The organism is Aquimarina hainanensis, from assembly GCF_042684685.1.
GTDB classification, from domain to species: Bacteria; Bacteroidota; Bacteroidia; order Flavobacteriales; family Flavobacteriaceae; genus Aquimarina; species Aquimarina hainanensis.
The window spans coordinates 137,727-163,345 of the sequence record NZ_JBHULX010000030.1 but is presented as its reverse complement, the minus strand read 5'-3'; the positions used below and the strand labels follow the sequence as shown (position 1 = coordinate 163,345).

Annotated in this window: 24 protein-coding genes, 2 tRNA genes and 1 pseudogene; 13 read left to right on the top strand and 14 right to left on the bottom strand. The window is 38.5% G+C overall.

Annotated features, from left to right (window positions below):
- Positions 1-121: 121 nt before the first annotated feature.
- The 3 genes from ACFSTE_RS15035 to ACFSTE_RS15025 all read left to right on the top strand — a co-directional run bounded on the left by ACFSTE_RS15035 (position 122) and on the right by ACFSTE_RS15025 (position 3,467).
- The gene (locus ACFSTE_RS15035) at positions 122-1,216 is read left to right on the top strand and encodes a Nif3-like dinuclear metal center hexameric protein (protein ID WP_378253699.1); all 1,095 of its coding nucleotides are present in this window, start codon (positions 122-124) and stop codon (positions 1,214-1,216) included.
- 3 nt (positions 1,217-1,219) lie between these two features.
- On the top strand, positions 1,220-1,996 hold the full coding sequence (locus tag ACFSTE_RS15030; protein ID WP_176027024.1) for a zinc ribbon domain-containing protein: 777 nt from the start codon (positions 1,220-1,222) through the stop codon (positions 1,994-1,996).
- Positions 1,997-2,228: 232 nt separating this feature from the next.
- Positions 2,229-3,467: a glycosyltransferase gene (locus ACFSTE_RS15025; protein ID WP_378253697.1), complete on the top strand. Its 1,239-nt coding sequence runs from the start codon at positions 2,229-2,231 to the stop codon at positions 3,465-3,467.
- Here the strand turns inward: ACFSTE_RS15025 and ACFSTE_RS15020 are convergent.
- On the bottom strand, positions 3,462-3,977 hold the full coding sequence (locus tag ACFSTE_RS15020; protein ID WP_378253695.1) for a MarR family winged helix-turn-helix transcriptional regulator: 516 nt from the start codon (positions 3,975-3,977) through the stop codon (positions 3,462-3,464). The two genes, ACFSTE_RS15025 and ACFSTE_RS15020, sit on opposite strands and share 6 nt — an antisense overlap.
- 119 nt (positions 3,978-4,096) lie before the next feature.
- Between ACFSTE_RS15020 and ACFSTE_RS15015 the strand changes: the two genes are divergently transcribed.
- Both ACFSTE_RS15015 and ACFSTE_RS15010 read left to right on the top strand, forming a co-directional pair.
- Entirely contained in the window at positions 4,097-5,179 is a 1,083-nt protein-coding gene (locus ACFSTE_RS15015) for an alanine racemase (RefSeq protein WP_378253693.1), read from the top strand.
- Positions 5,176-6,168, top strand: coding sequence for an ornithine cyclodeaminase family protein (locus ACFSTE_RS15010; RefSeq protein WP_176027028.1), 993 nt, complete (start codon positions 5,176-5,178; stop codon positions 6,166-6,168). Before ACFSTE_RS15015 ends, ACFSTE_RS15010 begins: the two co-directional genes overlap by 4 nt.
- A 9-nt stretch (positions 6,169-6,177) precedes the next feature.
- Here ACFSTE_RS15010 and ACFSTE_RS15005 read toward each other — a convergent pair whose 3' ends face one another.
- From ACFSTE_RS15005 to proS, 5 genes are all read right to left on the bottom strand, one after another.
- Complete coding sequence (locus ACFSTE_RS15005; RefSeq protein ID WP_378253690.1) at positions 6,178-6,645, bottom strand: hypothetical protein; 468 nt, start codon at positions 6,643-6,645, stop codon at positions 6,178-6,180.
- Positions 6,646-6,839: 194 nt separating this feature from the next.
- Positions 6,840-7,088: a 30S ribosomal protein S20 gene (rpsT, locus tag ACFSTE_RS15000; protein WP_176027030.1), complete on the bottom strand. Its 249-nt coding sequence runs from the start codon at positions 7,086-7,088 to the stop codon at positions 6,840-6,842.
- A 36-nt stretch (positions 7,089-7,124) separates the two neighbouring features.
- A tRNA-Glu gene (locus ACFSTE_RS14995) sits at positions 7,125-7,196 on the bottom strand.
- A gap of 69 nt (positions 7,197-7,265) precedes the next feature.
- Positions 7,266-7,337, bottom strand: a tRNA-Glu gene (locus ACFSTE_RS14990).
- An 83-nt stretch (positions 7,338-7,420) separates the two neighbouring features.
- Positions 7,421-8,899, bottom strand: a complete 1,479-nt coding sequence (gene proS / locus ACFSTE_RS14985; RefSeq protein ID WP_378253688.1) for a proline--tRNA ligase — start codon at positions 8,897-8,899, stop codon at positions 7,421-7,423.
- A gap of 99 nt (positions 8,900-8,998) precedes the next feature.
- On the opposite strand from proS, the gene ACFSTE_RS14980 reads away from it, so the two are divergent.
- The gene (locus ACFSTE_RS14980; RefSeq protein WP_176027032.1) at positions 8,999-10,039 is read left to right on the top strand and encodes a hypothetical protein; all 1,041 of its coding nucleotides are present in this window, start codon (positions 8,999-9,001) and stop codon (positions 10,037-10,039) included.
- 142 nt (positions 10,040-10,181) lie between these two features.
- Positions 10,182-11,690 carry an OmpP1/FadL family transporter gene (locus ACFSTE_RS14975; protein ID WP_176027033.1) on the top strand — a complete coding sequence of 503 codons (1,509 nt, stop codon included), beginning with the start codon at positions 10,182-10,184 and terminating at the stop codon, positions 11,688-11,690.
- A 64-nt stretch (positions 11,691-11,754) separates the two neighbouring features.
- Here the strand turns inward: ACFSTE_RS14975 and ACFSTE_RS14970 are convergent, their stop codons facing one another.
- A complete protein-coding gene (locus tag ACFSTE_RS14970; RefSeq protein ID WP_176027034.1) occupies positions 11,755-13,170 on the bottom strand; it encodes a T9SS type B sorting domain-containing protein in 1,416 nt (471 codons plus the stop codon).
- Between the two features lie 452 nt (positions 13,171-13,622).
- Here ACFSTE_RS14970 and folE point away from each other — a divergent pair, with 452 nt between their 5' ends.
- From folE to lgt, 4 genes are all read left to right on the top strand, one after another.
- Positions 13,623-14,300: a GTP cyclohydrolase I FolE gene (folE, locus tag ACFSTE_RS14965; protein ID WP_176027035.1), complete on the top strand. Its 678-nt coding sequence runs from the start codon at positions 13,623-13,625 to the stop codon at positions 14,298-14,300.
- A 42-nt stretch (positions 14,301-14,342) separates the two neighbouring features.
- Positions 14,343-15,839, top strand: coding sequence for a cysteine--tRNA ligase (gene cysS, locus ACFSTE_RS14960; protein ID WP_176027036.1), 1,497 nt, complete (start codon positions 14,343-14,345; stop codon positions 15,837-15,839).
- A 26-nt stretch (positions 15,840-15,865) separates the two neighbouring features.
- Complete coding sequence (yidD, locus tag ACFSTE_RS14955) at positions 15,866-16,114, top strand: membrane protein insertion efficiency factor YidD (protein WP_176031008.1); 249 nt, start codon at positions 15,866-15,868, stop codon at positions 16,112-16,114.
- A 68-nt stretch (positions 16,115-16,182) separates the two neighbouring features.
- A complete protein-coding gene (gene lgt, locus ACFSTE_RS14950; protein ID WP_176027037.1) occupies positions 16,183-17,106 on the top strand; it encodes a prolipoprotein diacylglyceryl transferase in 924 nt (307 codons plus the stop codon).
- A gap of 370 nt (positions 17,107-17,476) precedes the next feature.
- Here the strand turns inward: lgt and prfA are convergent, their stop codons facing one another.
- The 3 genes from prfA to ACFSTE_RS14935 form a co-directional block, all read right to left on the bottom strand.
- Positions 17,477-18,553 carry a peptide chain release factor 1 gene (gene prfA, locus ACFSTE_RS14945; protein WP_176027038.1) on the bottom strand — a complete coding sequence of 359 codons (1,077 nt, stop codon included), beginning with the start codon at positions 18,551-18,553 and terminating at the stop codon, positions 17,477-17,479.
- A 274-nt stretch (positions 18,554-18,827) separates the two neighbouring features.
- Complete coding sequence (locus ACFSTE_RS14940) at positions 18,828-19,727, bottom strand: hypothetical protein (RefSeq protein WP_378253684.1); 900 nt, start codon at positions 19,725-19,727, stop codon at positions 18,828-18,830.
- A gap of 176 nt (positions 19,728-19,903) precedes the next feature.
- Positions 19,904-20,767 (bottom strand): hypothetical protein, encoded by an 864-nt coding sequence (locus ACFSTE_RS14935; protein ID WP_378253682.1) that lies wholly within the window; start codon positions 20,765-20,767, stop codon positions 19,904-19,906.
- A gap of 466 nt (positions 20,768-21,233) precedes the next feature.
- Here ACFSTE_RS14935 and ACFSTE_RS14930 point away from each other — a divergent pair, with 466 nt between their 5' ends.
- Positions 21,234-22,784 (top strand): hypothetical protein, encoded by a 1,551-nt coding sequence (locus ACFSTE_RS14930; RefSeq protein ID WP_378253680.1) that lies wholly within the window; start codon positions 21,234-21,236, stop codon positions 22,782-22,784.
- A 377-nt stretch (positions 22,785-23,161) separates the two neighbouring features.
- Here ACFSTE_RS14930 and ACFSTE_RS14925 read toward each other — a convergent pair whose 3' ends face one another.
- Positions 23,162-23,719 (bottom strand): REP-associated tyrosine transposase, encoded by a 558-nt coding sequence (locus tag ACFSTE_RS14925; protein WP_378253676.1) that lies wholly within the window; start codon positions 23,717-23,719, stop codon positions 23,162-23,164.
- Between the two features lie 491 nt (positions 23,720-24,210).
- Positions 24,211-24,333 carry a hypothetical protein gene (locus tag ACFSTE_RS14920; protein ID WP_378253674.1) on the bottom strand — a complete coding sequence of 41 codons (123 nt, stop codon included), beginning with the start codon at positions 24,331-24,333 and terminating at the stop codon, positions 24,211-24,213.
- Between the two features lie 12 nt (positions 24,334-24,345).
- Here ACFSTE_RS14920 and ACFSTE_RS14915 point away from each other — a divergent pair, with 12 nt between their 5' ends.
- On the top strand, positions 24,346-24,561 hold the full coding sequence (locus ACFSTE_RS14915) for a hypothetical protein (protein ID WP_378253672.1): 216 nt from the start codon (positions 24,346-24,348) through the stop codon (positions 24,559-24,561).
- Positions 24,562-24,716: 155 nt separating this feature from the next.
- On the opposite strand, the gene ACFSTE_RS14910 is transcribed toward ACFSTE_RS14915, so the two are convergent.
- Both ACFSTE_RS14910 and ACFSTE_RS14905 read right to left on the bottom strand, forming a co-directional pair.
- Positions 24,717-25,184, bottom strand: coding sequence for a DUF3592 domain-containing protein (locus tag ACFSTE_RS14910; protein ID WP_378253671.1), 468 nt, complete (start codon positions 25,182-25,184; stop codon positions 24,717-24,719).
- Between the two features lie 199 nt (positions 25,185-25,383).
- Positions 25,384-25,619, bottom strand: a pseudogene (locus tag ACFSTE_RS14905) (transposase); the annotation flags it as partial.

Genomic DNA, 25,619 nt, shown 5'->3' with positions numbered 1-25,619 from the left:
AAACTCAAATACGCATCTTTACAGCGAAAGTAAATATTTTATACCAGAGAACTAAATAAGCGAACAACCTTTGATTATTGACAAAAGTTTTTTTACATTGTTTTCACTAAAAAAATTATCAATGCAAATAAAAGAGGTTATACAACACCTTGAAGAACTAGCACCTATTTCGTACGCAGAAGATTTTGACAATGTAGGGCTGCTGGTAGGAAATAAAAACACAACTGTAACAGGCATACTGGTCACTCTGGATACTTTAGAGCATATTGTAGATGAGGCTATCGAAAACAATTGCAATCTCATTATCAGCTTTCACCCAATTGTCTTCAAAGGAATCAAAAAATTTAACGGCACTACCTACGTAGAGCGGGTAGTTATGAAAGCTATTAAACATGACATTGCCATTTTTGCCATTCATACTGCTTTGGACAATTCTTTTCACGGGGTAAACGATATGATCTGTGAGCAATTAAACTTACTCAATAGAAAAATTCTTATTCCTCAGCATAACACTATAAAGAAACTGACTACTTTTGCTCCAGTAGCAGAAGCTCAGCATATACGCAACAAACTTTTTGAAGCAGGTGCCGGTAGCATCGGGAATTATGACCATTGCAGTTTTTCTACAGAAGGAAAAGGCACCTTCAGACCTTCTGACAAAGCATCTCCTACCATTGGCAAAAAAGGAGAAACCCACACAGAAACCGAAACACAAATTCAGGTAACCTTTCCCAAACATACTCAAAGTCGTGTTCTAAAAGCGCTATTCACACATCATTCTTATGAAGAGGTAGCCTATGAGGTTACCACACTGGAAAATACAAATCAACATATAGGAATGGGAATGATAGGAGAACTGGAAGAAGAAATGGAAGAAAAAGAATTCCTTCGACTGATAAAAAAAACGTTTAAAACAGGCTGTATCAAACACTCTGCTTTATTAGGAAAACCCATAAAAAAAGTTGCCGTTCTGGGAGGAAGTGGCAGCTTTGCTATAAAAAATGCAATACAAAACAATGCTGATATTTTTATCACCTCAGATCTGAAATATCATCAATTTTATGAAGCCGAAAATCGATTAATTATTGCTGATATTGGCCATTATGAAAGCGAACAATACACAAAAAACCTAATTGTTAGCTATCTTAGAAAAAAAATCAGTAATTTTGCAATCATTTTATCGGATAAAAATACCAATCCTATTCAATATTTATAAAACATGGCAAAGAAAGAAATTACTGTTGAGCAAAAATTAAGAGCACTATATGACCTGCAATTAATTGACTCCAGAGTGGATGAGATTCGTAACGTACGTGGTGAACTACCATTGGAAGTTGAAGATCTTGAGGATGAAGTAGCCGGATTAAATAAGAGACTAGACAAGCTAAACACGGATCTTGACACTATTGATGAAAATATCAAGAACAAGAAAAATCTGATTGAAGAAGCAAAAGCTTTGATAAAAAAATACGGAGAGCAGCAAAAAAATGTTCGAAATAACCGTGAGTATAATGCCCTAAGTAAGGAAATCGAATTTCAGGAATTAGAAATTCAATTATCAGAAAAGCACATTAAAGAATTTAAAGCGCAAATCGTTCAGAAAAACGAAATCATCAAGCAAACAAAAGAAAAAGTTACTGATAGAGAAGCGCACTTAGCTCATAAAAAAGGAGAACTAGATGCGATTCTTGCCGAGACGGAAAAAGAAGAACAAGCACTGATCGCTAAGTCTTCTGACTATCAAAGAGACATAGAAGAAAGACTTATTACCGCATATCACAGAATCCGTAAAAATGTTAAGAACGGATTAGCAGTAGTACCCATCGAAAGAGGGGCTTCTGGTGGATCTTTTTTCACGATCCCTCCTCAGGTGCAAATGGAAATTGCTACAAGAAAAAAAATCATCACGGATGAACACAGTGGTAGAATCTTAGTAGATCCGGAACTCGCGAGAGAAGAAAAAGAAAAAATGCAGGCTATATTTGCTAAATTATAAGCCAACAGCATTACGATCATAGCGCCTCAGTTTTTACTGAGGCTTTTTTTATACAAACCTTTAAAAAAGTTGTCACGTAAGCCCACACTTACAGATCAAGTCTTAAAATTTAAAATAAGCACTATATTAATTAAATCCCTCTAGGTATTTACATTTCGATTATCGAGTAAAATAGTACAAAAACTACGTTTTCCCTTAGCTCTTATAAACAATCTGCTCAACTTTAAACGATATGAAAAAAGCACTAATCATTGGATTTGTATGGCCCGAGCCTAATTCTTCTGCAGCAGGAAGCCATATGATACAACTCATAAACAACCTACAACAGGAGTACACCATTACCTTTGCCAGTGCTGCTTCAGAAAGTGAGTATATGTTTGATCTTGATCACATAGGGGTAACCAAACAACAAATTGCTATTAACGACACCTCATTCGATGATTTTATCAAGAATCTTCAACCAGACATCGTTGTCTTCGATCGTTTTATGACAGAAGAACAATTTGGTTGGCGCGTAGCAATGCATACTCCTGATGCTATTCGAATCCTAAATACAGAAGACCTGCATTCTCTCAGAAAAACAAGGGAAGAAGCCTTTAAAAAAAATATCCCACACACACCACAATTACTCCTGTCCAGTGAATACACCAAACGAGAACTCGCCAGTATCCACAGAAGCGACTGTTCTCTTATTATTTCAGAACATGAAATAGATCTACTAAAAAATACATTTCTAATTCCTGAAAATCAATTATGCTACTACCCTTTAACATATCCTGAGATTAACCGGGAGACAAAAAACAGCTGGGCATCGTATGATCACAGAAAGCATTTTATAACGATTGGCAATTTCAGGCATACCCCAAACTGGAACAGCATTCGCTACCTCAAAGAAAAAATATGGCCCGCTATCCGTGCAAAATTACCAGATGCAGCGCTTCATATTTACGGCTCCTACCCTCCTGAAAAAGCCTTACAATTACATCATCCCTCTTCTGGTTTCCTAATTAAAGGATGGGCAAAAAATGCTGCAGATGTCATGGGAAAAGCAAGAGTATGCCTGGCCCCTTTACAATTTGGTGCCGGTATCAAAGGAAAACTTATCGATGCAATGCGATACGGAACTCCCAGTATCACCACCGTTATCGGAGCCGAAGGAATGCAGGGAGAAGCAGATTGGAATGGGTTTATAACTGATACCCCTGAAAAATTAGCCCAGGCAGCTATCTATCTTTACACCCATAAAAATATCTGGGAGCAATCCCAGCAGAATGGTATCGAAATCATCAATACCCGATTTCAGGAAAGTGCATTTAGACATACCATTATCAATCAAATCAACCAAATCGCAGCCGACATAAAAACACATAGAAACCAAAACTTCACTGGTGCCATGCTACTACACCACACCATGAAAAGCAACGAATATATGAGCAGATGGATCGAAGAAAAAAACAAGCCAAAGTCATGAAGGCTCCAAAAACAACATCATCTTTTTCAACAACCCAGCCAACATCTCTTGTTCTGACTCATCAAATACTGCAATGGAAGATTTTGCCTCCTCAAACCGATGCGCAATCACTTCTTCGATCGCAACAACCCCTTCCTTAGTCAATCCAGCAATAAAAACCCGACCATCTTTTTCACTAGGTCTTCGATATATCAATTCTTTTTTTTCTAATCGATCTAACAAAGCAGTCATCGCTCCTGATGTAATCAATACCGATTTTCTTAGCTCAGTCGGAGATAACTCATACGGCTCTCCAGACCTTCTCAAAGTCGCTAATACATCTAAATCTGTATAAAAAACACCACTATCCTTCAGTGAATCTCCCGCTCTTTTTTCTAAGATTTTCCCCAAATGAAGAATTCTTCCAACAATCTCCATAGGATCCACATCCAATTCAGGACATTCTCTTTTCCAGTCACTCACCAATCGATCCAACAAATCGACAGACTCCTCCCTTATTTTTTTATTCATATTTTCTGTTTTCAAAAATAAAAGTAGCCATTTTATTTCAATATTGAGATAAATAGCTTACTATTGACATAAAGTATCTCAATATTAAGATATTTATATTTTAACGTAAAACACATGCCATGATCACCAAACCCACTTTATTAATAGATAAAGAAAAATGTCAGAAAAACATCAGAAAAATGGCATTAAAAGCTGAAAAACAGCAGCTTATTTTTCGCCCTCATTTCAAAACACACCAATCTATTGAAATAGGAAACTGGTTTAAAGCATTCGGAGTAAAAAAAATAACCGTATCCTCCCTTGATATGGCCATGTACTTTTCTAAGGACTGGAATGATATTACAGTTGCCTTTCCTGTCAATATCTTAGAAATAAAACAAATCAATCAGCTTGCCCGTACAATAACACTTAACATTTTAATAGAATCCATAGATACCGTATCATTTCTGGAAGCACACTTACAATCCCCAGTTAACTTCTTTATAAAAATCGATGTCGGATACAACAGGACAGGTGTTTCACCACATCATACCGATAAAATCAACAATATTCTCAAGGCCAGCAACGCCTCTTCTCTTTTAACATTCAAAGGATTTCTCGCCCATGCAGGTCACACCTATCAATGCCGGTCCAAACAAGAAATCATCGACGTACACGAAAAAGCACTATCCTTGTTCACTCCATTAAAAAAACAATTCTCTACCCTATATCCAGATCTTATTCTCTCCTATGGAGACACTCCCAGTTGTAGTGTTTCTGATAATTTTAATGGTATTGATGAAATCAGACCTGGCAACTTTGTTTTTTACGACCTAACCCAACACTATATAGGGTCAAATACCATCAATGAAATTGCAGTAACCATGGTGTGCCCTATAGTAGCCATTCATCCCGAAAAAAATGAAATTCTCATTTATGGTGGAGGCGTTCATTTCTCCAAAGACTACCTTATTCTCGAAGAGGATAAAAAAATATACGGTCTGATCATCGATCCCACTACAAATACACCGACCCGATGTATCCCAGACACCTACCTAAAAAGCATATCCCAAGAACATGGAATCATTGCTGTACCGGAACAGGATATCTCCCAATACAACATCGGACAACTTATACATATCCTACCTGTCCACGCATGTATGACTGCCAACTCTATGAAAAAATACATCACTAATTCACAAAAAACCATCGAAAGATTATGAGACCAGATAAAACATTATTATTCAACCGATCTTCATTCGAAAATCTACTTACTTCACAAGATTACATACAGGCGGTAGAAAAAGCACATATCCTACATGCATCACATCACATTATTAAAACAGATCTGATTCATGCCGATGCTCCTGAAGGGGAATACCATATAAAAACAGGAGGGCTTTTAGACCAGACACCTTACTACGGTCTGAAATGCAACGGAGGATTCTTTAGTAATTCCAAAAAGTTCAACCTTCCTAACATCTTAGGAATTATCTACCTCAGTAACGCTTCTAATGCATACCCCCTGGCCATTTTCGAATCTACGACAATTTCCACAATGAGGACAGCTGCCGCAACCACTATCGCTGCTAAATACCTAAAACCAGATGCCCCGATCCATCTCGGAGTTATCGGATATGGAAATCAGGCAGCAGCTCAACTACTAATGTTAATAGAAAATATTAAGGTCGAAACAATAACGGTCAGTGGCAGGAATCCTGAAAAGGCGACTAAATTTGCTGATTCCTTAAAATCCAAAGTACAGCACCCTATCACAACTACCTCTATAGAAGACCTTTGTCTCAATAGTAATATCATCATCACCTGCACCCCTTCGACAACACCTTTTATATCCAGAAAGTGGATACAACCAGGAACTTTTATTGGAGCAGTAGGAGCTGACAGCCCAGGCAAGAGCGAACTGGATCCTAAACTCATGAAAACTGCAAAAATTGTTGCTGATATCAAAAATCAAGTAATCACAGTAGGCGAATCACAACACGCAATACAACAAAACATCATCTCTCCGGATGACATCTATTGCGAGCTAGGAGAACTTTTAATAAACAAGAAAAAAGGACGCACCAATGCTAAAGAAATTTTCATCTATGACTCTACAGGAACCGCAATACAAGATATCGCCACAGCTGCTTATATCTATGAGAAATTAAAAAACAATGACACAATCCCTTCGATTAATTTTTTTGGATAATCGATCCCTCTACTCAATCCTTATATATTTCTCTACGATATGACGTTTTATATTTGCCTTTTTTACCTCTTCCAATCCGTACTGAATCAATGTATCCCCTTTAAATTCTACCGTAAAAGGAAACCGATGCCCCCTGACACCATCTACAGAAGTATACGACAAGGTTTCTGCATACGCATCCCCATTGAGCTCATATGTCCCCCCTCCTCCATAAAAATTAGCCTCCCCTGAGGTATTTTGGTTAAAAAAAGCAAAATGAGATGCATTAATAATTTTAATAAAACTCGTATTAGATAAATCTTTGATTTGAAGTGAATCTTTTTCTCTTATTTCCCCATACACCATTTTCCAGGTACCTTCTATAGGGCTTTTTGTTTCTTTTACATCATCTACCGAAGGCGCTACAGAAACCTCTGCTGTTTGATTTTTACACGCTACTAGTATCAATAAAGAAGCTGCAACAATTATTTTTTTCATGTACAGGTATGAATTATCCTCTGAGAAGCTTTTTGTAATTCCGAAACTCCTCCTAAGTGGTTTATTAGTTAATAACAAACCTAATATATAGAATTTTCATCACCTTACAGATTCCATTTTGTTAAAAAATAAACATAAAAAAACTCTCCTTGAAATAAGGAGAGTTTTCTTTATATTATATGTAGAAACTTTTCTTAAAGAGCTGCTACGTGTTTTGCTAATTGAGATTTTAAGTTAGCTGCTTTATTATTATGAATAATATTTCTCTTTGCTAACTTATCAATCATAGAAACCACAGAAGGAAATAACTTCTCAGCTTCACTCTTATCAGCTGCACGTAATTTTTTAATTGCATTACGAGTCGTTTTATGCTGATATTTATTTCTTAAGCGTTTTGTTTCGCTATTTCTGATTCTTTTTAATGCTGACTTATGGTTTGCCATCTCTCTTCTCGTTAAATTTCTTATTATAAAAATTTGTAGCCCGTAGGGGAATCGAACCCCTCTTACCAGGATGAAAACCTGGCGTCCTAGCCGATAGACGAACGGGCCATTATTTCCGTTTCAATTTCGCTGCAAACTTATAGGTTTCTATTTAATTTTGCAACTTTTTATGACTTGTAGCCCGTAGGGGAATCGAACCCCTCTTACCAGGATGAAAACCTGGCGTCCTAGCCGATAGACGAACGGGCCATAATACTTGCTCAATTGCGGATGCAAAAATACGACTATTTTTTAATTCGCCAAGTATTATTTTGTTTTTTTTCTAAAAAAAATCAGTACGCCTTGGCAAACAGCACTCTAACATTTGATTTTTTTCCACTATACACACAAATCCCTTCCTCTTCCTTTGCATCAAAAGGAATACAACGAATAGTTGCCTTTGTGATTTCTTTGATTTTTTGCTCGGTTTCTATTGTCCCATCCCAATGAGCAGACACAAATCCTCCTTTGTTTTCTAACACTTCTTTAAACGCTTCGAAGGAGTCCACTTCTGTTATATGTTCATCGCGATACGTACGAGCTTTTTGATGTAAATTCTCCTGTATTTCGTTCAGCAGATCTGCAACTGTTGCTACCACCTCTTCTTTGGCAACAATAGATTTACTCAAGGTATCTCTTCTGGCGACCTCTACTGTTCCTTTTTCCAGGTCTTTTGGTCCGATAGCAATTCGTACAGGTACTCCCTGCAATTCGTATTGAGCAAACTTCGCTCCCGGTCTGTGCGTATCCCGATTATCAAACTTCACAGAAATTCCTTTAGCTCTCAGTTCTTTCACTAAACTATCTACTACCGTTGATATCTCATCTAATTGTTCCTGTCCTTTATATATAGGTACGATAACTACCTGCACAGGAGCCAGATTTGGTGGTAACACCAACCCATTATCATCACTATGTGTCATAATCAATGCTCCCATCAAGCGAGTCGACACTCCCCATGAAGTTGCCCAAACATAATCTTGCTTCCCTTCTTTGGAAGTAAATTTTACATCAAAAGCTTTGGCAAAATTCTGCCCCAGAAAATGAGAAGTTCCGGCTTGCAAAGCTTTTCCATCCTGCATAAGTGCTTCGATACAATATGTATCTTCTGCCCCTGCAAATCGCTCACTCTCTGTTTTTCTTCCTCTAACAACAGGGATCGCCATAAAGTTTTCTACAAAATCTGCATACACATCATTCATTTGTGTTGTTTCTGCTATCGCTTCCTCCCGTGTTTCATGAGCCGTATGTCCTTCCTGCCATAAAAATTCCGCTGTTCTCAAAAACAATCTCGTTCGCATTTCCCATCGAACAACATTTGCCCACTGGTTAACTAATATAGGCAGATCCCTATAAGATTGAATCCACCCCTTATAGGTATTCCATATAATTGCTTCTGAAGTAGGACGTACAATTAATTCCTCTTCCAGTTTTGCATTAGGATCTACAATTAGCTTGGAAGCATCCTCTGGATCTGTCTTTAACCTATAATGTGTAACCACTGCACATTCTTTGGCAAAACCTTCCGCATTTTTTTCTTCAGCTTCGAATAGACTTTTAGGTACAAAAAGAGGAAAATAGGCATTTTGATGCCCGGTTTCTTTAAATTTTCTATCTAACTCTGCTTGCATTTTCTCCCAGATAGCGTACCCGTAGGGTTTTATAACCATACATCCGCGTACAGCTGAATTCTCCGCCAGATCAGCTTTGACAACCAGTTCATTATACCATTTTGAATAATCTTCACTTCGTTTTGTTAGATTTTTACCCATATGCTATTATTTGGCACAAATGTTGTGCCTGTGTTAAATAAAAATTAGTTAGGACAAAACTAACTAAATTTGTACTGTTCAACAATAAAATACGGAGATATGCGACTTAAAAATTATTTTCAGAAACATCATGTGCTAGGGTTTTTCCTGGCAGCCGCTCTTCTTATGTTGACATCCTGTGGTTCTTATCAATATGCATCCTATGATGATGATGGTATCTATAATGACACAAGAAGTCAAACAAATACCGAAACTATCCCTTCCAGAAACACGACTCCTGCCCAGACTTCTGGCGCAGCCGCTAATAACAAATATGCCAGTTATTTCTCTGCAAAATCTGCGCAGTATGAAAACATAGACGGTCCTGGAGCTATTTTTACCGAAGTGGATGATTATGCCAGCATTAACGGAACGACAGAAATCGATACAACAGTAACAGGACTACAATATCATGCGAGTCAACCATCCTGGGGCAGCACACATGATAATGTATCTGTAAACATAATTAACACCGGTGGGTTTTATAATCCATTCTGGGGAGGCATCGGGTTTTACGATCCCTGGTATGGATATGGATGGAACTCTTTCTACGGTCCATACAATTGGGGATGGAACTGGGGATGGGGTCCGAACTGGGGTTGGGGCTTCTCCTATAACTTTTTCCCTTATAACAGATTCTACGGTCCATATTACCGTCCTTTCTTTAGATCCAGATATGGGTACGCTTTTCACAGAGGTGCCAGAGGAGCTTATGTAGGACGATACAACGCTTTGGGTAGAAATGCCTACTCCAGAGGGTATAACCGAAGTAGAAGTACTTCCAGATATAGCGGTACCCGTAGCAGAAGTAATACTTATAGTGGTTCCAGAAGCCGTTCTTCTAACTATAACGGAAGATCCACCAGATCCAGAACCTCTAACTACGGAACCCGCGGTAACAGCTCCAGAAGCAGAAATTACTCTTCCGGTTCTTCCAGAAGCAGAAGCTATTCGCCTTCCAGATCCAGGTCTAGTGGCAGCAGAGGATATTCTCCTTCCCGATCCAGATCCAGCTCAGGAAGCAGAAGTTACTCCAGGTCTTCTTCGAGAAGCAGCAGTGGTCGTTCTGGAGGAGGAAGCAGATCGAGATCCAGAGGGTAATATCCTCTATCAGGGCTGAGCATCAACATGCAAACCTATATTGTGTTCTGCATGTTGAGGGATTCCCTAAGCGTTACCTGCTTCTACCCCGAGCAATGAAAGCAAAAATTGTTTTAAAAATTTAAATAGCATATAAATTGATATGAAAAAATTACTTTTATTCATAAGTATCCTTTCTATGTCCATAGCGAACGCTCAGGACATCAATGATGCACTCCGATACTCTAATGACAATATTAAAGGGACTGCTCGTTTCCGAGCGATGAGCGGCGCTTTTGGAGCTCTGGGAGGTGATATCTCATCATTACAAATAAACCCGGCTGCTTCAGCGGTATTTCTCAACTCCTCTGCCAGCTTAACCATTGGAGCTGATCGTATCTACAACGAAGCCATTTATAACGGAATACAACAAGATGAATCTGAAAAAAACCTGAATTTCAATCAGATTGGAGCTGTTTTTGTGTTTAATAATACTGCCTCAGGACCAATCAACAAAGTCACCTTTGGGATGGCATATGATCAAACGGCTGATAATGCTGACCAGTTCTTTGTTTCTGGTCAGAGCAACAATTCTATTGATCAGTATTTCCTGACAGAAGCGCAAGGACTTCCTCTGGATCTCCTTACAGTACAAAACAACGAATCTGTTAGCGGTCTATATCGCTACCTGGGACAAAATGAAAGCTATAGTGCACAACAAGCTTTTTTAGGTTTTGAATCTCTAATTATCGAATCCGATAACCCGGATGATCCGAATAGCACTGCGTACTCCTCTAATGTAGCCAGTGGAACCTTTGATCAGGATTTTACCTATGAGACAACTGGACTCAATGGGAAGTTTTCTTTTAACGGAGCAATGCAAATCAATGATAAATTTTTCCTTGGAGCTAATATCAGTACTCATTTTATCAGCTTTGACCGTTTTACCAATTTCAGAGAGCAAAATCAAAATACAGGAAGCTTTATTAACGACATTAGTTTCTCTAACAAGCTATCGACTACCGGCGCCGGTATTTCTTTTCAGCTTGGAGGGATTGCCAAAGTATCAAAAATGGTGCGTGTAGGGGCTTCATACCAATCCCCTACCTGGTATAATATTAATGAAGAAACTACCCAGCGCGTAGTTACTATTAGCGATACAGACGGACGATTCGTCGTCGCTCCTGATATTATAAATGTATATCCGGAATACGAACTTAGAACACCCGGAAAAGCCACAGGAAGTATTGCCTTATTATTTGGCAAAAAAGGGCTTCTCAGTTTTGACTATTCCTATAAAGATTACAGCTCTATAAAGTTCAGTTCTGACAACCGTGTAGACTACCGGGAACAGAATAACGAAATTTCCAACATGCTGCAAGGAGCATCTACTGCACGATTAGGAGGAGAAATGCGCCATCATAACTGGAGCTTCAGAGGAGGAATGTTCCTAGAACAAAGCCCTTATAAAAACGATCAGATATTAGGAGAGCGAAAAGGATTCTCTCTGGGAACAGGATATAATTTTGGAAAAATAAGACTGGATGTTGCTTACGATTATTCTGAACAGGAAAGAGAAGAACAGTTCTATCCTGGATCTGCCTTCCAGAACAGTGCTCAGATCAATAGTTACCGAAACAATATCACAGTTAGTTTGAATTTAAAAATTTAGAACGACAAAACAGCGCATATCAAAAATCCCTTCCTGAGTATATTCGGGAAGGGATTTTTTTATTTTATCGTATTAGAGAAAAACTGGATTTAAACACTCTCCTTCTATTATTAGGATCTCTGGGTTCATTAAATTCTACCCGGAACCAATAATCAGAAGAAGGCATCAAGCTTCCATTATAGGTACCATCCCACCCTGCTCCATTGGGTCGTAATTGCTTGAGCAATTTCCCATGCCGGTCAAAAATATAAATCAAGGCCGTGGTCTGATCCTCGATATTAATTAAGTGCCAGGTATCGTGAAACCCATCTCCATTAGGTGTAAAATACTTAGGATATCCTAAAATAATAATGGTTTCAGAATCCCTTTCACTACATCCTTGTATATGTCGCCCTGTAATCACATGATCTCCCGGAGGCACATTAGTAAAAACAGGAGATGACTGGTACTCGCCTCCATTAATACTAAATTCGTAATCACTTATTTCTCCCACTGTCACCTGAGGCTCTGCAGTAATGGTATAACTCCCGGCAAAAGATTCTTCTGCGATGGAATACCCCACAGATATCAAAGCATTGGTCACGTCATTCACATTAATATCATCTGTTCCCACAACAGCACCGCTACCATCTCTGGCTTCGAGTCTATATGTGCCCGGTCCTGGGGCTTCATACACAGGAATGGTTGCTCCCGGAACAGGCTGAAAAGAATCTGTCGGTTCGTGAAAAACAAACCACTGATAACTCACTGCCCCTTCAAAAAAGCCTTCGAGCATCACTGGAACAACCCCACAGGTAGCGATATCAGGTCCCAATCCCGGCTCTAATATTGTACAGTCTGTAGTCCCGGAATTCTCTTCTCCAAGATTGGTTTGCTGTAGTTGTATTTTCCCTGATTCATTGGCAAAATTGGTAATTAGAATAATGTAGTATTCTCTGGGCTGTGCATTTAGAATAGTTAATTTTTCCACCGCTTCTGTCCTGGAATAGCTACAATCGACGATGTTCGTATTATCCTCATTATCCAGATAATAAAAAGGTTCGTCTACATTATTTACACATTCTGCAGGTCTTCCGTCTCCATCTCCGTTATTATCACAACCTGTAGCTAAGACATCACAATTCACAAAAGAAGTTGTAAACGGTCCCCAGGCAATAAAATCCACATCTAACTGGCGTTCGTTTCTATCCAGGCGGCTGTTATCGTTTTCGTCTACCCACTGTACAATATCAAATTCCAGCGTCCCTCCCTGATCCACTCTTAAAAAAAACCAGGCAGGATTAGGAGTGGTATTCAAACAACCTATTTCTCCCAGGCTTTCCACTCCGACAGTATTGTCAAAAGTCAGTTCCTGTGCCTGATCAGAACAAAAAGGAGTAGATAACGTACAGGGAAGTCCGTCTTGACCATAAGAGGTATGCAGGCAAGACATAAAAGCGATGAGTAGGTAGAGGGAAATTTGAGGCAATAGTTTATTCATAATCAATATACTGAAGTAAAAATGTTATTATTCATAGGAATCTTATTTGTAAAGATACTATTCTCTATAGATTTAAGAATACTTTATTAATAATGTTTGGATAGCTTTTATTATCTAAAACGACAAAATTGTATCTTTGCACCCACTTTTAACATAAGTGTCCTTTTTTTTAAGAATATTTCTCTATAAAATAAGAATGATGTTAAACGTGCGCAAATTAGAATAAATATTCTTTTTAGCGAAAGAAAACAAAAAGAGCTTTTACGATTTATGATTTCCTTATATAGAAAACATAAGCGGTAAACTACCTCGATGCTAGTGCATGAGGTATTAAATTTTAATTTCGAGGCATGCCTCGAAGCATTTAAATCTCGATAATCGAGTACAATCAAACAACGGCACAATGATATGAATCAGCCGTTCTTTATTTTATAATTATAAAATCTAAACGTGTGAAAATAGACAAGGCCCTTGAAGCAATAGATGCATTAGGAGACGATCATATCGGAACCAGTGCTACAACTCCTCTTAGAGAAGACGCCTTTAAACTGAGTGATGATGAAAAGATTACCCTTATCCAGAAAGATGTAAAACACATTATGGAAACGTTGGGATTGGATCTTACGGATGACAGCCTTCAGGGAACTCCCAAGCGGGTTGCTAAGATGTTCGTTAAAGAGATTTTTTCCGGACTCAATCCTAAGAATAAACCAAAAGCTTCAACTTTTGATAATTCCTATAAGTATGGGGAAATGCTTGTTGAAAAAAATATAACCGTGTATTCTACCTGTGAGCACCACTTACTACCTATCGTAGGAAGAGCACATGTGGCTTATATTTCTAACGGTACTGTCGTTGGTCTATCCAAAATGAATCGCATTGTGGATTATTATGCAAAGCGACCACAGGTACAGGAGCGAATGACTATGCAGATTGTTCAGGACTTACAGGAAGTACTGGGAACCAAAGATGTAGCCTGTGTAATCGATGCCAAACATCTCTGCGTAAACTCCAGAGGAATCAGAGATATCGAAAGCAGTACGGTAACTAGTGAATTCGGAGGTAAGTTCAAAGAAAAAGCAGTACGTCAGGAATTTTTGGATTACATCAGATTAGACACAACTTTTTAATACTATATTTAACTTGTAAAAACACAAAATTACGCATCAATCATGGCAATACATCCATTGTACAAAAATCAAGAATTAAAGATCTACAATTCACTTTCAGGTCAGAAAGAAACATTCCAATCCATTACAGAAGGATATGTAGGAATGTATGTTTGTGGTCCTACAGTATACAGCAATGTACATTTGGGTAATTGTCGCACATTTATCTCTTTTGATCTTGTTTTCAGATACCTGAAACATTTAGAGTATAAAGTACGATATGTGAGAAATATTACAGATGCAGGACATCTGGAGAGCGATGCGGACGTAGGAGAAGACAAAGTCGCCAAAAAAGCGCGGCTGGAACAATTGGAGCCTATGGAGATTGTACAGCGATATACGCTGGACTTTCATAACATCCTGGCTAAATTCAATACGGTTCCTCCAAGTATAGAACCTACTGCCACCGGGCATATTGTCGAGCAAATCGAGATTATCAAGACCATTATAGACAATGGATATGCCTATGTCTCTAACGGATCTGTCTATTTTGATGTAGTTAAGTTCAATGAAACCAATGACTACGGAAAACTAAGCGGTCGTAACCTGGAGGATATGATTGCCAATACCAGAGAACTAACAGCACAATCTGATAAGAAAAACCCACAGGATTTTGCGTTGTGGAAAAAAGCAGAACCTGAGCATATCATGCGATGGCCATCTCCCTGGAGTGATGGTTTCCCGGGATGGCATCTGGAGTGTACTGTTATGAGTTCTAAATATCTGGGAGAGCAATTTGATATTCACGGAGGAGGAATGGATCTCAAATTCCCACACCACGAATGTGAGATTGCCCAGGGAGAAGCCGCTTGCGGAAAATCACCTGTTAATTACTGGATGCATGCCAATATGCTGACACTAAACGGAAAAAAAATGTCAAAATCTACAGGAAACATCATTTCTCCTGCGGAGATTTTTGCAGGAGGAAGCCCCTTGCTTAAAAAGACATTCCCGCCAGCTGTAGCACGCTTTTTTATGCTTCAGGCACATTACAGAAGTATTCTGGACTTTTCGAACGATGCCTTGGAAGCTTCTGAAAAAGGATTCTATAAATTATTTGACGCAATACATTCGCTCAAAGGAATCACCCCTGCCAAGGCGACCAGTACATTTGATGTTTCCGAATGGAGACAGGAATGTTATAACGCCATGAATGATGATTTTAACAGTCCTATTCTTATTGCCAAATTATTTGAAGCGGTTAAATTCATCAATACGGTCAAGGAACAGAAAGCCACTATTAGTGCCGCTGATTTAGCTTTACTAACCAAAACCCTGCATGATTTTGTCTTTGATGTATTAGGATTGGCTGATATCAATGAAACCTCTTCTGATACCAGTGATAAATTATCCGGGGCTGTCGAATTACTAATTCAGTTACGGGCAGAAGCCAGAGCTAATAAGGACTTTGCGACCAGTGATAAAATCCGGGACGAATTACAAGCTATTGGAATCCAGTTAAAAGACGGAAGAGAAGGCACTACTTTCTCCCTTAATTAATCTGTATTTTGGCTGCCAGGACTTCCATAAAAAAAATAGCCGCCTTGCCATTCATTGTATTGGTAAGGGGCTATCAAAAATTTATTTCCCCGTTGACTCCTGCTACCTGTCGGTACCACCCTACCTGTTCTCAATACACTATAGAAGCATTGCAAAAACACGGTGTCTTTAGAGGAAGCTGGCTTTCTGTAAAACGGATTTTTAGTTGTCATCCCTGGGGTGGCAGTGGCTATGATCCCGTTCCTGAGCCCAAAGACGATAAACCAAAGTGTTAACTTGATTTTATCATTCGAGTACATATAAATAAGTATATTTACCCTTAGAAAAAACTTTTTAGTCCAAAATGACCTTTACTACAATTATCTGGAACCCTGCCGAAGGGATCGACCTCGGTTTCTTTATGATACGATTTTACAGCCTTATGTTTGTTGTTGCCTTCTCCGTCGGATGGTATTTGATGAAAAAAATATACATTCGGGAAAACATCAGCATGGAAAAACTGGATGCTGTATTTATCTATGCGGTATTAGGAACCCTGATTGGTGCACGACTAGGTCATGTGATTTTTTATGACTGGGATTATTACAAGAATAATCTTATGGAGATTTTTCTTCCCTTCCGGTTTGATCCTTCTTTTAGTTTTGTCGGTTTTCAGGGACTTGCCAGTCACGGAGCTGCTATCGCCTTTATTATTGCGATGTACTACTACGCTAAGAAAGTACTAAAAAAGCATCCCTTATGGATTTTGGACAGAGTAACGATTCCTGCTGCTTTTGGAGGAATTTTTGTTCGTATCGGAAACTTCTTTAATTCGGAGATCATTGGAGAACCGACCACTTCTGCCTTTGGTGTTAAGTTTGTTCGGGACGGATTGTCTAAAAATGAAGTTGTCAGAGAAACCGGTATCAAACACATTAATAAAGCCTATGCAGCAGTAGTAGAAAACCCTAAGTTTGCTGAACTGCTGGAAGCAATTCCATATCGACATCCCGCTCAATTATACGAAGCATTCGGATATATATTTGTATCTCTTATCCTATGGTATCTTTACTGGAAAACCAACAAAAGAAACCATCGAGGATTCTTATTTGGTATGTACCTCATCCTTATATGGGTAGTGCGATTTATCGTAGAGTATGTAAAGAAAAGTCAGGGAGGATTCGAAGACGCTTTTGGAGATATCTTATCTACCGGGCAATGGCTGAGTATTCCATTTATTATTGCCGGATTATACTTTATTTTCAGACCGCAAAAAGCAACCGATTAATTTCCAGTCCCATCCTGTGATTGCGATCATATGAATAGCTCTAAGGAAATGATCATAAATATATTTCCCAGTACGGGAGTATTTAAAATTTACTTAGGGAATACTTCATGGCTGATAACCTATTAATAGATGCTACCTAAAGAGGAGTTCCTATCAGCGACAAGGTTAGATTATATACAATGAAGTTTTTGACTTCCGTAGCTCTGCTATACAGCTAAAAAATTACTTCATCTGAACACAAAACCACTACTTTTCACTTAAATCAAAAAAGTTTAAACCACTTCAATACTAAAAAAACCAATTCTAAAAAGAATTGGTTTTTTATATACTCATATCATTTTCTTTCTGTAGAAAATGGGTATGCTATTAATTAGAACAAATCACTGGATTCTTTTAATTTTTCTGTATTTGCTACTAATTGCAATTCTTCTATGATCTTATGGATATCTCCATCAATGATATTCCCCAGATCGTATAACGTAAGACCGATACGGTGCTCCGTCACTCTTCCCTGCGGATAGTTATAGGTTCTGATCTTCGCAGATCGGTCTCCGGAAGAAACCATGCTCTTTCGCTTTTCAGAATCTGCTGCCTGTTTCTTTGCTAATTCCATCTCATACAATCTGGATCGAAGTACTTTCAGGGCTTTTTCCAGGTTTTTATGTGAGGATTTCTGATCCTGACAACTGACAATCATACCGGTAGGCTCGTGGTGTAATTTAATCGCAGAATATGTCGTATTTACCGACTGCCCTCCTGGACCGGTAGAAGTCGTACGTTCGATACGTACTTCCTGCATATCCAGCTCTACATCAAACTCTTCGGCTTCTGGCAATACAATAACAGAAGCAGCACTGGTATGTACCCGCCCCTGAGTTTCTGTCTGAGGCACTCGTTGTACCCGGTGTACTCCTGCTTCAAACTTCAGGGTTCCATATACATCTTCTCCATTCACCTCGAAGATAATCTCCTTATATCCTCCACTGGTTCCTTCATTCAGATCTACCACACTGGTTGTCCATCCTTTGCTTTCACAAAACTTGGTATACATACGGAATAGATCTCCTGCAAAAATACTCGCCTCATCTCCTCCGGCACCTGCACGAATTTCTACCACACAGTTCTTCGCATCCTCAGGGTCTTTTGGCACCAACATCATCCGGATTTTTTCTTCCAATGCCGGTAATTCTTCTTTGGCCTCTTCTAACTGAAGTTTTGCCATTTCCACCATCTCCGCATCACTCCCGTCATCAATTATTTCCTCTGCCTCTTTCAGGTTATCCGTAAGTTCGATATATCGATCCCGCTCCTCCATCAAGGCTTTAAGATCTTTATACTCTTTATTTAATTTAATATATCTTTTCTGATCCGCAATCACATCCGGCTGAATGATTAAATCATTCACCTCATCGAACCGTTGCTTCACGATATTTAATTTATCAATCATAGTTTACTTAGATACTGTACGTAGAATACGCAAAAGTAAGCTTTTTTATGAAAAAGACATCAGGCATTTACAAGATTCTCCTTCAATCACTTTATTGGCATCGCTAAAGGGGATAATCCCCTAGGCTAAGCTTGAAATTAAAAAATTTGTTTCCAGCGAATGCCTCATGAGTTTGCCCCGTGATGGTTTCTACTACGATATGAAACAACACTTACCTATGATGCCTTTACTACTGTACAAATCTCTTTTGCACTACCCCCCTTAAACATAAACACTAGCCTTGTTTATAGACCAATCCAAAGGAAAAATAGCGTTCTTTATTCATATTCCGACCATCAATTGTCGTACTATATCCTGAGGAGACCCCCAGTATTTGTTTATATACAGGTATATACAGATCGAAGGAGAGATTGGTATAATTCACCCGGGTTTCAGGCAATCCATCGGGACCTGCCTCCTGGTACTGCGGAGACCCGATATCATAACCCGAAACGGATTGTTGCACTCCTATTTTTGCATGGGTATAAAAGAAACGGTTGTAATACCCTAGTTTTGCACTCCACAAGAAGGCATCTGGCACGGTGTATTCCTTATGATAACGATAACTATACCCTGCCTGCACCTCTGCAAATAAGCGAAAGGAGGTGGTAAACTGTAGCACTCCTATTCCATCCATAGTTGTCGCCTTGGTCCCCAGTGATAACAATCCTCTTCCTTCATAATCCCCTACCGGGAGAAAGGTTCCGGCAGCTACTCCTGCCTGTAGGGAGGCTCCGTTTGTAAAATAAACATTGGCAACCCTGGCTTTTGCAAAAAAACCGAGATCCTGGAGCCCTTCTATCCGATCTTTTTGCTGATAAGGGTCTAAGGCTCCTCCTTCACTCCCTATACTGATATAAGGCAATGTAGCCGTGAAGGATAACCAATCCGTAAGTCCGTATTCTCCATATAGTGAAACCAGCGTAGAGGAAATCCGGTCAAAACCCGGGGGGTTCCTCTCTGTCAATCGGGTTCCGCTATAATAACGTTCATAAAATTTGTAGGTGTAACTACTCGCTACGGTAAGTTGTTCTTTTTTAGAAAAAAAACCACTAATTGTTGTTTGTGCTATGCATATACATGGAAAAACAACTCCCATCAATACCAGCCACTTTTGTTTTGATTTGTGTAACATACTAACATCGTTTTAGGTTAATACCGCGGTTAGACGCAATGCAAAGCGGTCTCCTGACACGATGAACTGTTAGACTTTCGTTAATCTTTTTAAAAAAATCATAAAAAAAGCGGGGTCTCCCCCGCTTCAACCTCACCCCCAATATATGCCATAATTCCCCCGACTACCTATAATAATTAGGAAGTGGTTGTATGGCTTTGAAATTTCAATAGCTGTTCCTTTAATGATTGATTAAGTCTGATATAAGAAACCACGGCTTCATCTGTATGTTCTATCTTTCCTTTATCTGTTATTTTTGCTTTCTTATTTAGTACAGTTACATAACAATCTCCCCGCTTAGAAGCATACACCGTAATTACACTGTGATCTTTTTCCTCCGTCGCTGCCAGACTTATCTCATCAAAAGCGGTAACTGTCCCTTTTTCCAATTCGGCAACCATTTTTGGGGCATCGCCTATATAATTCAATGTCGGCAATACAGTTTCTTCAAACCATACACCATCCTGTTCGCAAAAAGGCTGTTTGGCTCTCGGAAATGATATCAACGTACTAATTCCTATAACAATCAGTGCTTCTATTCCCCAAATAACTGATAAGAAAGTGCCATGTACTGCATTGTTTCTAATGCCCCAGGTACCTACTTCATTTATTTTTGCAATCCATTCTCCCAGCATTCCCGGATCAGTTACCAAAGTGAATAATTGCCCCATTCCTGCATCAGGAGTTCCATCTGCAATCACTAACTGCACCCATACCGCCCAATGTACATATAATGCAACTGCTCCTCCTAGTGTCCCCAACACCGCTGATACTCCCGGATTTCGGTTCTTTCCTTTATTAATCACCACAATATTTATCAATAAACCAAGCCCGAAACCAAAACCGGCAGCAATTAAAAAATTGATGTACACAAATGGAATGTACCGGATACAGTAGGCATATATAACACCTAATATCGGAAATGCCGTTACCGACAGTATCAAAAAATAGAGAATCGACAAAATCGAAAACTTCCCTGATGGTTTGTAATAGTGCTTCATAATATATTATTGTTTAGTATTGATATAAAACCGAAATGTGCTATAGCAAAAACGGTCAATTCTTGTGTTCGTCAACAGTACTATTCCCTATCCATCCCGATACAGATATACAAAGTAGTTAACTCCCTCGCAGCAAGCTGATGAGGCATCCAAAGGGAACTATTATAAATATTCGACACGGATTGCCGAAGCATTTTAAAACGTATGTAATGAATCTCCTTTTCGGAGGGGTAGCCCTGTACCGCTTAATACTCGGGGAACCGTTGTATACAAATAGACAACAATCTGCTGAAACTATCCCCCCTCACTTATTAATCGTCAGTGAGGACTTATTTTCTGTGCTGAAAAAGGGAAAAATTCATTTTTTTTACAAAAAAAACGATACAAAGGTAAATCCGTAATTTTCAAAAGTCTGAAGAATTCAGTAACTTAACATCAACCCAATAACCCATTTGTAATCAACCATATGCTATCACTTTCCTCCTTATCCGTATTTTTGAATAGGAATTACTCTATATCAGCTATAAAAATATATGTACTGGCTGTATTTGTGTTTTACACATTTTCGGCAACTGCGCAAATTGACGCGAATTCTGTTATGGGATTGCCCACTACTGCCACCACTGTGGAAATGAATGGGATTACTGGTGCCGCAGAAGGTTCTTTATTGTACAATATAGAAACCAAAAAGATCTATATATTCGATGGGACCAACTGGGTATCTACTACGAATGACAACTGGTTAATTGATGGAAATAATGGCATTGCTTCGACCTCTTTTCTGGGAACACAGGATGATATTGCGATGGATATCCGATCCAATAATATCAGCATCCTGGAATTTGGAAGGCGGCAAACACTGGGACTGGAACAAGCATTTGAAGACTATGATGATCCCGATCAATATCTTACGTATGTAAAAGGGAATAATGGTGTTTCTGCCTTACAATTTCAAGCCAATGCAGCTTCTTTTTACAAACCTATGTTTTTTACCAATAGTGATGGGAACTTCCGGCTAAAGGGAAGTGCTGCCGGTACAGACTTTTTTGAGGTAGGCTCTAACGGAGTATCCAACAATGGAGAACTAGAATTTATTATCGGGGATGATGGGGCTGAACCATTTATTTTTAAGCGGTATGATTACCGGGATAGAACCAAAAAAGAATTAATGCGCATTCAGGGAAGTGCCAATGCCCTCACTGCCAAACCCCGGGTAGGAATTAATACAGGAACGCTGCCTAATTCTACCCTACAAGTCGCAGGATCCGTAGCTACCTCGATTGTCACTCCTACAACCAATATTACACTGACCGAAGATCATCACACAGTGATTATTACGACCACCCTCAGTACTACCCTTCCTGCTGCGAATACTGTCAACGGTCGTATTTATGTAATCAAAAACACCACAGCTACTACCCAGGCAATCAGCAGCTATCGGGATGCGAACAATACTGCTCAGACGACGGTTCCAAGAAGCAGTATTTTGTGGTTGCAAAGTGACGGAACCAACTGGCAACAAATCGGAAATACCGGAACTGTAACGACGACTTCGACCATACTGGTCGATCAATCTTTTATCTGGGCTGGGCAGGTAGATGATGCAGACATTCACAGCAATGCTACCCTGGATGTTACTCAAACCAGAAGCGATACAGGGTGGACTTTTGCCGCTCCCAGTACCATTACTTATACCGGTACTCCGGATCATGTAAAAATCAATCTTATGGCAGTAGCCAATAATACCGGAAATCACTGGCCACTACCTCATGTCAGAGTATTCAGAAATGGTGTTCAAATAGGAGAAGGAAGCGAAAAATTCTTGGATAATAGTAGTACCTACTCTGGGAGAAGTACTGTCGTCATTAATATGATCGATAGCAACCCGGGAACAAATCCGGTCTATACATTTACCACACTGGAAGATGATAGCCGTACCATGAATAATCCTACCATTCCGGATCTTTCCCCAATCTCTCTTATTGCTGTAGAAAAAGTAGCAGTTGTACGACTTTGATTCTGGTATGCTTACCTCATAAAACAAAATCGGTTTCTATTGCTTTCTCTATTGTTCGGAACGAGTTCGAAGGCTACTTCTATATACTTTTTCTGGAAAATTCCCTTTGAATACAGACCAGAAACCACCTTATTTCTCCATAAAAAAACAGGAGATTTATGACGTATTTCAGCACTCATTCTGAGCTAAAACCACTAAAAAAAGGTTCTTTTTTATATTTTTATATAATCCATTTCCTACTTTACAGGTTTCAAAAAAATATTGTACAATAGTTGATCATCACCCTCTTTTTTGTTTTATACTCAGATATTGTAATTCCCCCTGCTATCACTAGCATTTGCTAGTGGCGTCAAGAGTTAACATTGGTTATATAATTTTTACCTTAAAAATCCAGAATGATCAATATTCAATACGTTATGATCTTCATGGAAGTTTCTAGCACTACTATATTTCCAATGTGTCGGATCGGTAACAAAACCAGTTTCTATTGGGTTATTATGAATATAATCTATTTTTTGCTTTATAACTGCTTCACTCCAAAGTTCAATAGGTTTATTATGATGTTGCCAAAATTGATAGCTACTTGTGGTAGCATTCTTTTTGCCTGCACGTCTAAACATCCACAGTAGCCATTTTTTTCTACTTTCTTGTGGATTTGCTTCAATGGCTTCTATCACTTTTTTGGACGTATGTCGCTTAAAATCTCTAAGTAACTCTGATGGCTGATCATTTGTGGAACGAAAAATAAAGTGTATATGGCTCGGCATAAAGCAATAACAGTATAATTCAAAACCTTTGTGTTTTCTGCAATAGCTTACACTATCTGCCAATACATCAAAATAGACCTGTCTTGTAAAAACATCTATCCAATTGACCGTAGCAAAACTGACAAAGTATAAACCTTTTTTATTATGAAATTTGTAGTTTCTGCTCATACGTCTAAAATAGAAAAAACAGTCACATTTTTTACAAACATGACTGTTTTTGATTTTATTTTTTACTTGAACCTGCTTACTCAAACCCTTCCAATCTTTGCCGCCACTAGCAAATGCTAGCGGTATCAGGGAAACTAATACCATTTATACTTTTAATCTACTGGAATAAAAAGAGCTGAGAACATAGTTGTTCTCAGCTCTTTTTTTATTCATCTTCCTTACTTTTTCAGCCCCCCTTTGAATACTCCGCTACCGCTAGCATTTGCTAGTGGCGTCAAGAGTTAACATTAGTTATACAATTTTTACCTTAAAAATCCAGAATGATCACTATTCAATACATTATGATCTTCATGGAAGTTTCTAGCTCTACTATATTTCCAATATGTCGAATCGGTAACAAAACCAGTTTCTATTGGGTTATTATGAATATAATCTATTTTTTGCTTTATAACTGCTTCACTCCAAAGTTCAATAGGTTTATTATGATGTTGTCAAAATTGATAGTTACTTGTGGTAGCATTCTTTTTGCCTGCACGTCTAAATATCCACAGTAGCCATTCTTTTCTACTTTCTTGTGGATTTGCTTCAATGGCTTCTATCACTTTTTTGGACATATGTCTCTTAAAATGACACCCAGTATCGAAGCTGCTGTAAAACTAGCTAAACTATTAGATACTACCGTTGGCTATTTACTTGGAGAAAACAAAAATGCAGAACTCCTTAAAGACCCTACAATGCTTAAACGTTTACAGGATATTGATAGTCTGCCCATAGAAGATAAAAACGGTATCCTATATGCGCTGGACAACTTCCTTAAAGCTGCTAAACTTAAAACTTTATAAAAAAACAAAACCACAATCTATTATAAAAAATAAATCGTGGTTCTTGCTACTATATTTTCTTACTCTTATCGCTTACTGATATGCTGCCAAGCTGTACCGCCACTAGTTTTGAAAACTAGCGGGAGCTTATACTAGCGCCTGCAGGTGATTTTTAATCACCAAAAATTTACCCCATCTCTCCTTCTCTCCTCTATTACTTCCAACTCCAAAATTCCTACATATACTGTCCAAAGCCCCCATATCAAAAAGATAAGCCCAAAGATCATATAACCATACCCAAACCATTTCCATCCTCGAAGCGAGGGTAATACATCGTAATGTCCTGACTCATCCATAGTATATAATACTTTTACGGTAGAACCAATCTCTTTCTTTCGTGCACTAGGTCCATATCCAGTTTCCAATCGTGTTGTAATGCTTTTTCCTTTCTTAGTCTTGAAAGTAACTTTTGGAAAGTACTTAAGGTCATCATCTCCCATATAATGCTCTACATAATCTATGATTTTGGCATCTACCATTGTACCTTTTTTGATCATACGATACAATCTTCTCAAATGTCTTATACCAACTATCATAAAAATCACAGCTACTATTAGTAGTATATATCCTGGCAAAAGTGTCATATATTTTATATTTGTTGTGGTTTATTAGGTGTTATAGTCTATCTATTAATACAAATATCTTGTTTTTTTGTTCAAAAAAAACATATCACAATTCTATTCTTCAGCATTCTATTTTTTTACATATAGCGTTACTTACATCTCCCCCGCTACCGCTAGCATTTGCTAGTGGCGTCAAGAGTTAGCATTTGTTATATGATTTTTACCTTAAAAATCCAGAATGATCAATATTCAATACGTTATGATCTTCATGGAAGTTTCTAGCACTACTATATTTCCAATGTGTCGGATCGGTAACAAAACCAGTTTCTATTGGGTTATTATGAATATAATCTATTTTTTGCTTTATAACTGCTTCACTCCAAAGTTCAATAGGTTTATTATGATGTTGCCAAAATTGATAGTTACTTGTGGTAGCATTCTTTTTGCCTGCACGTT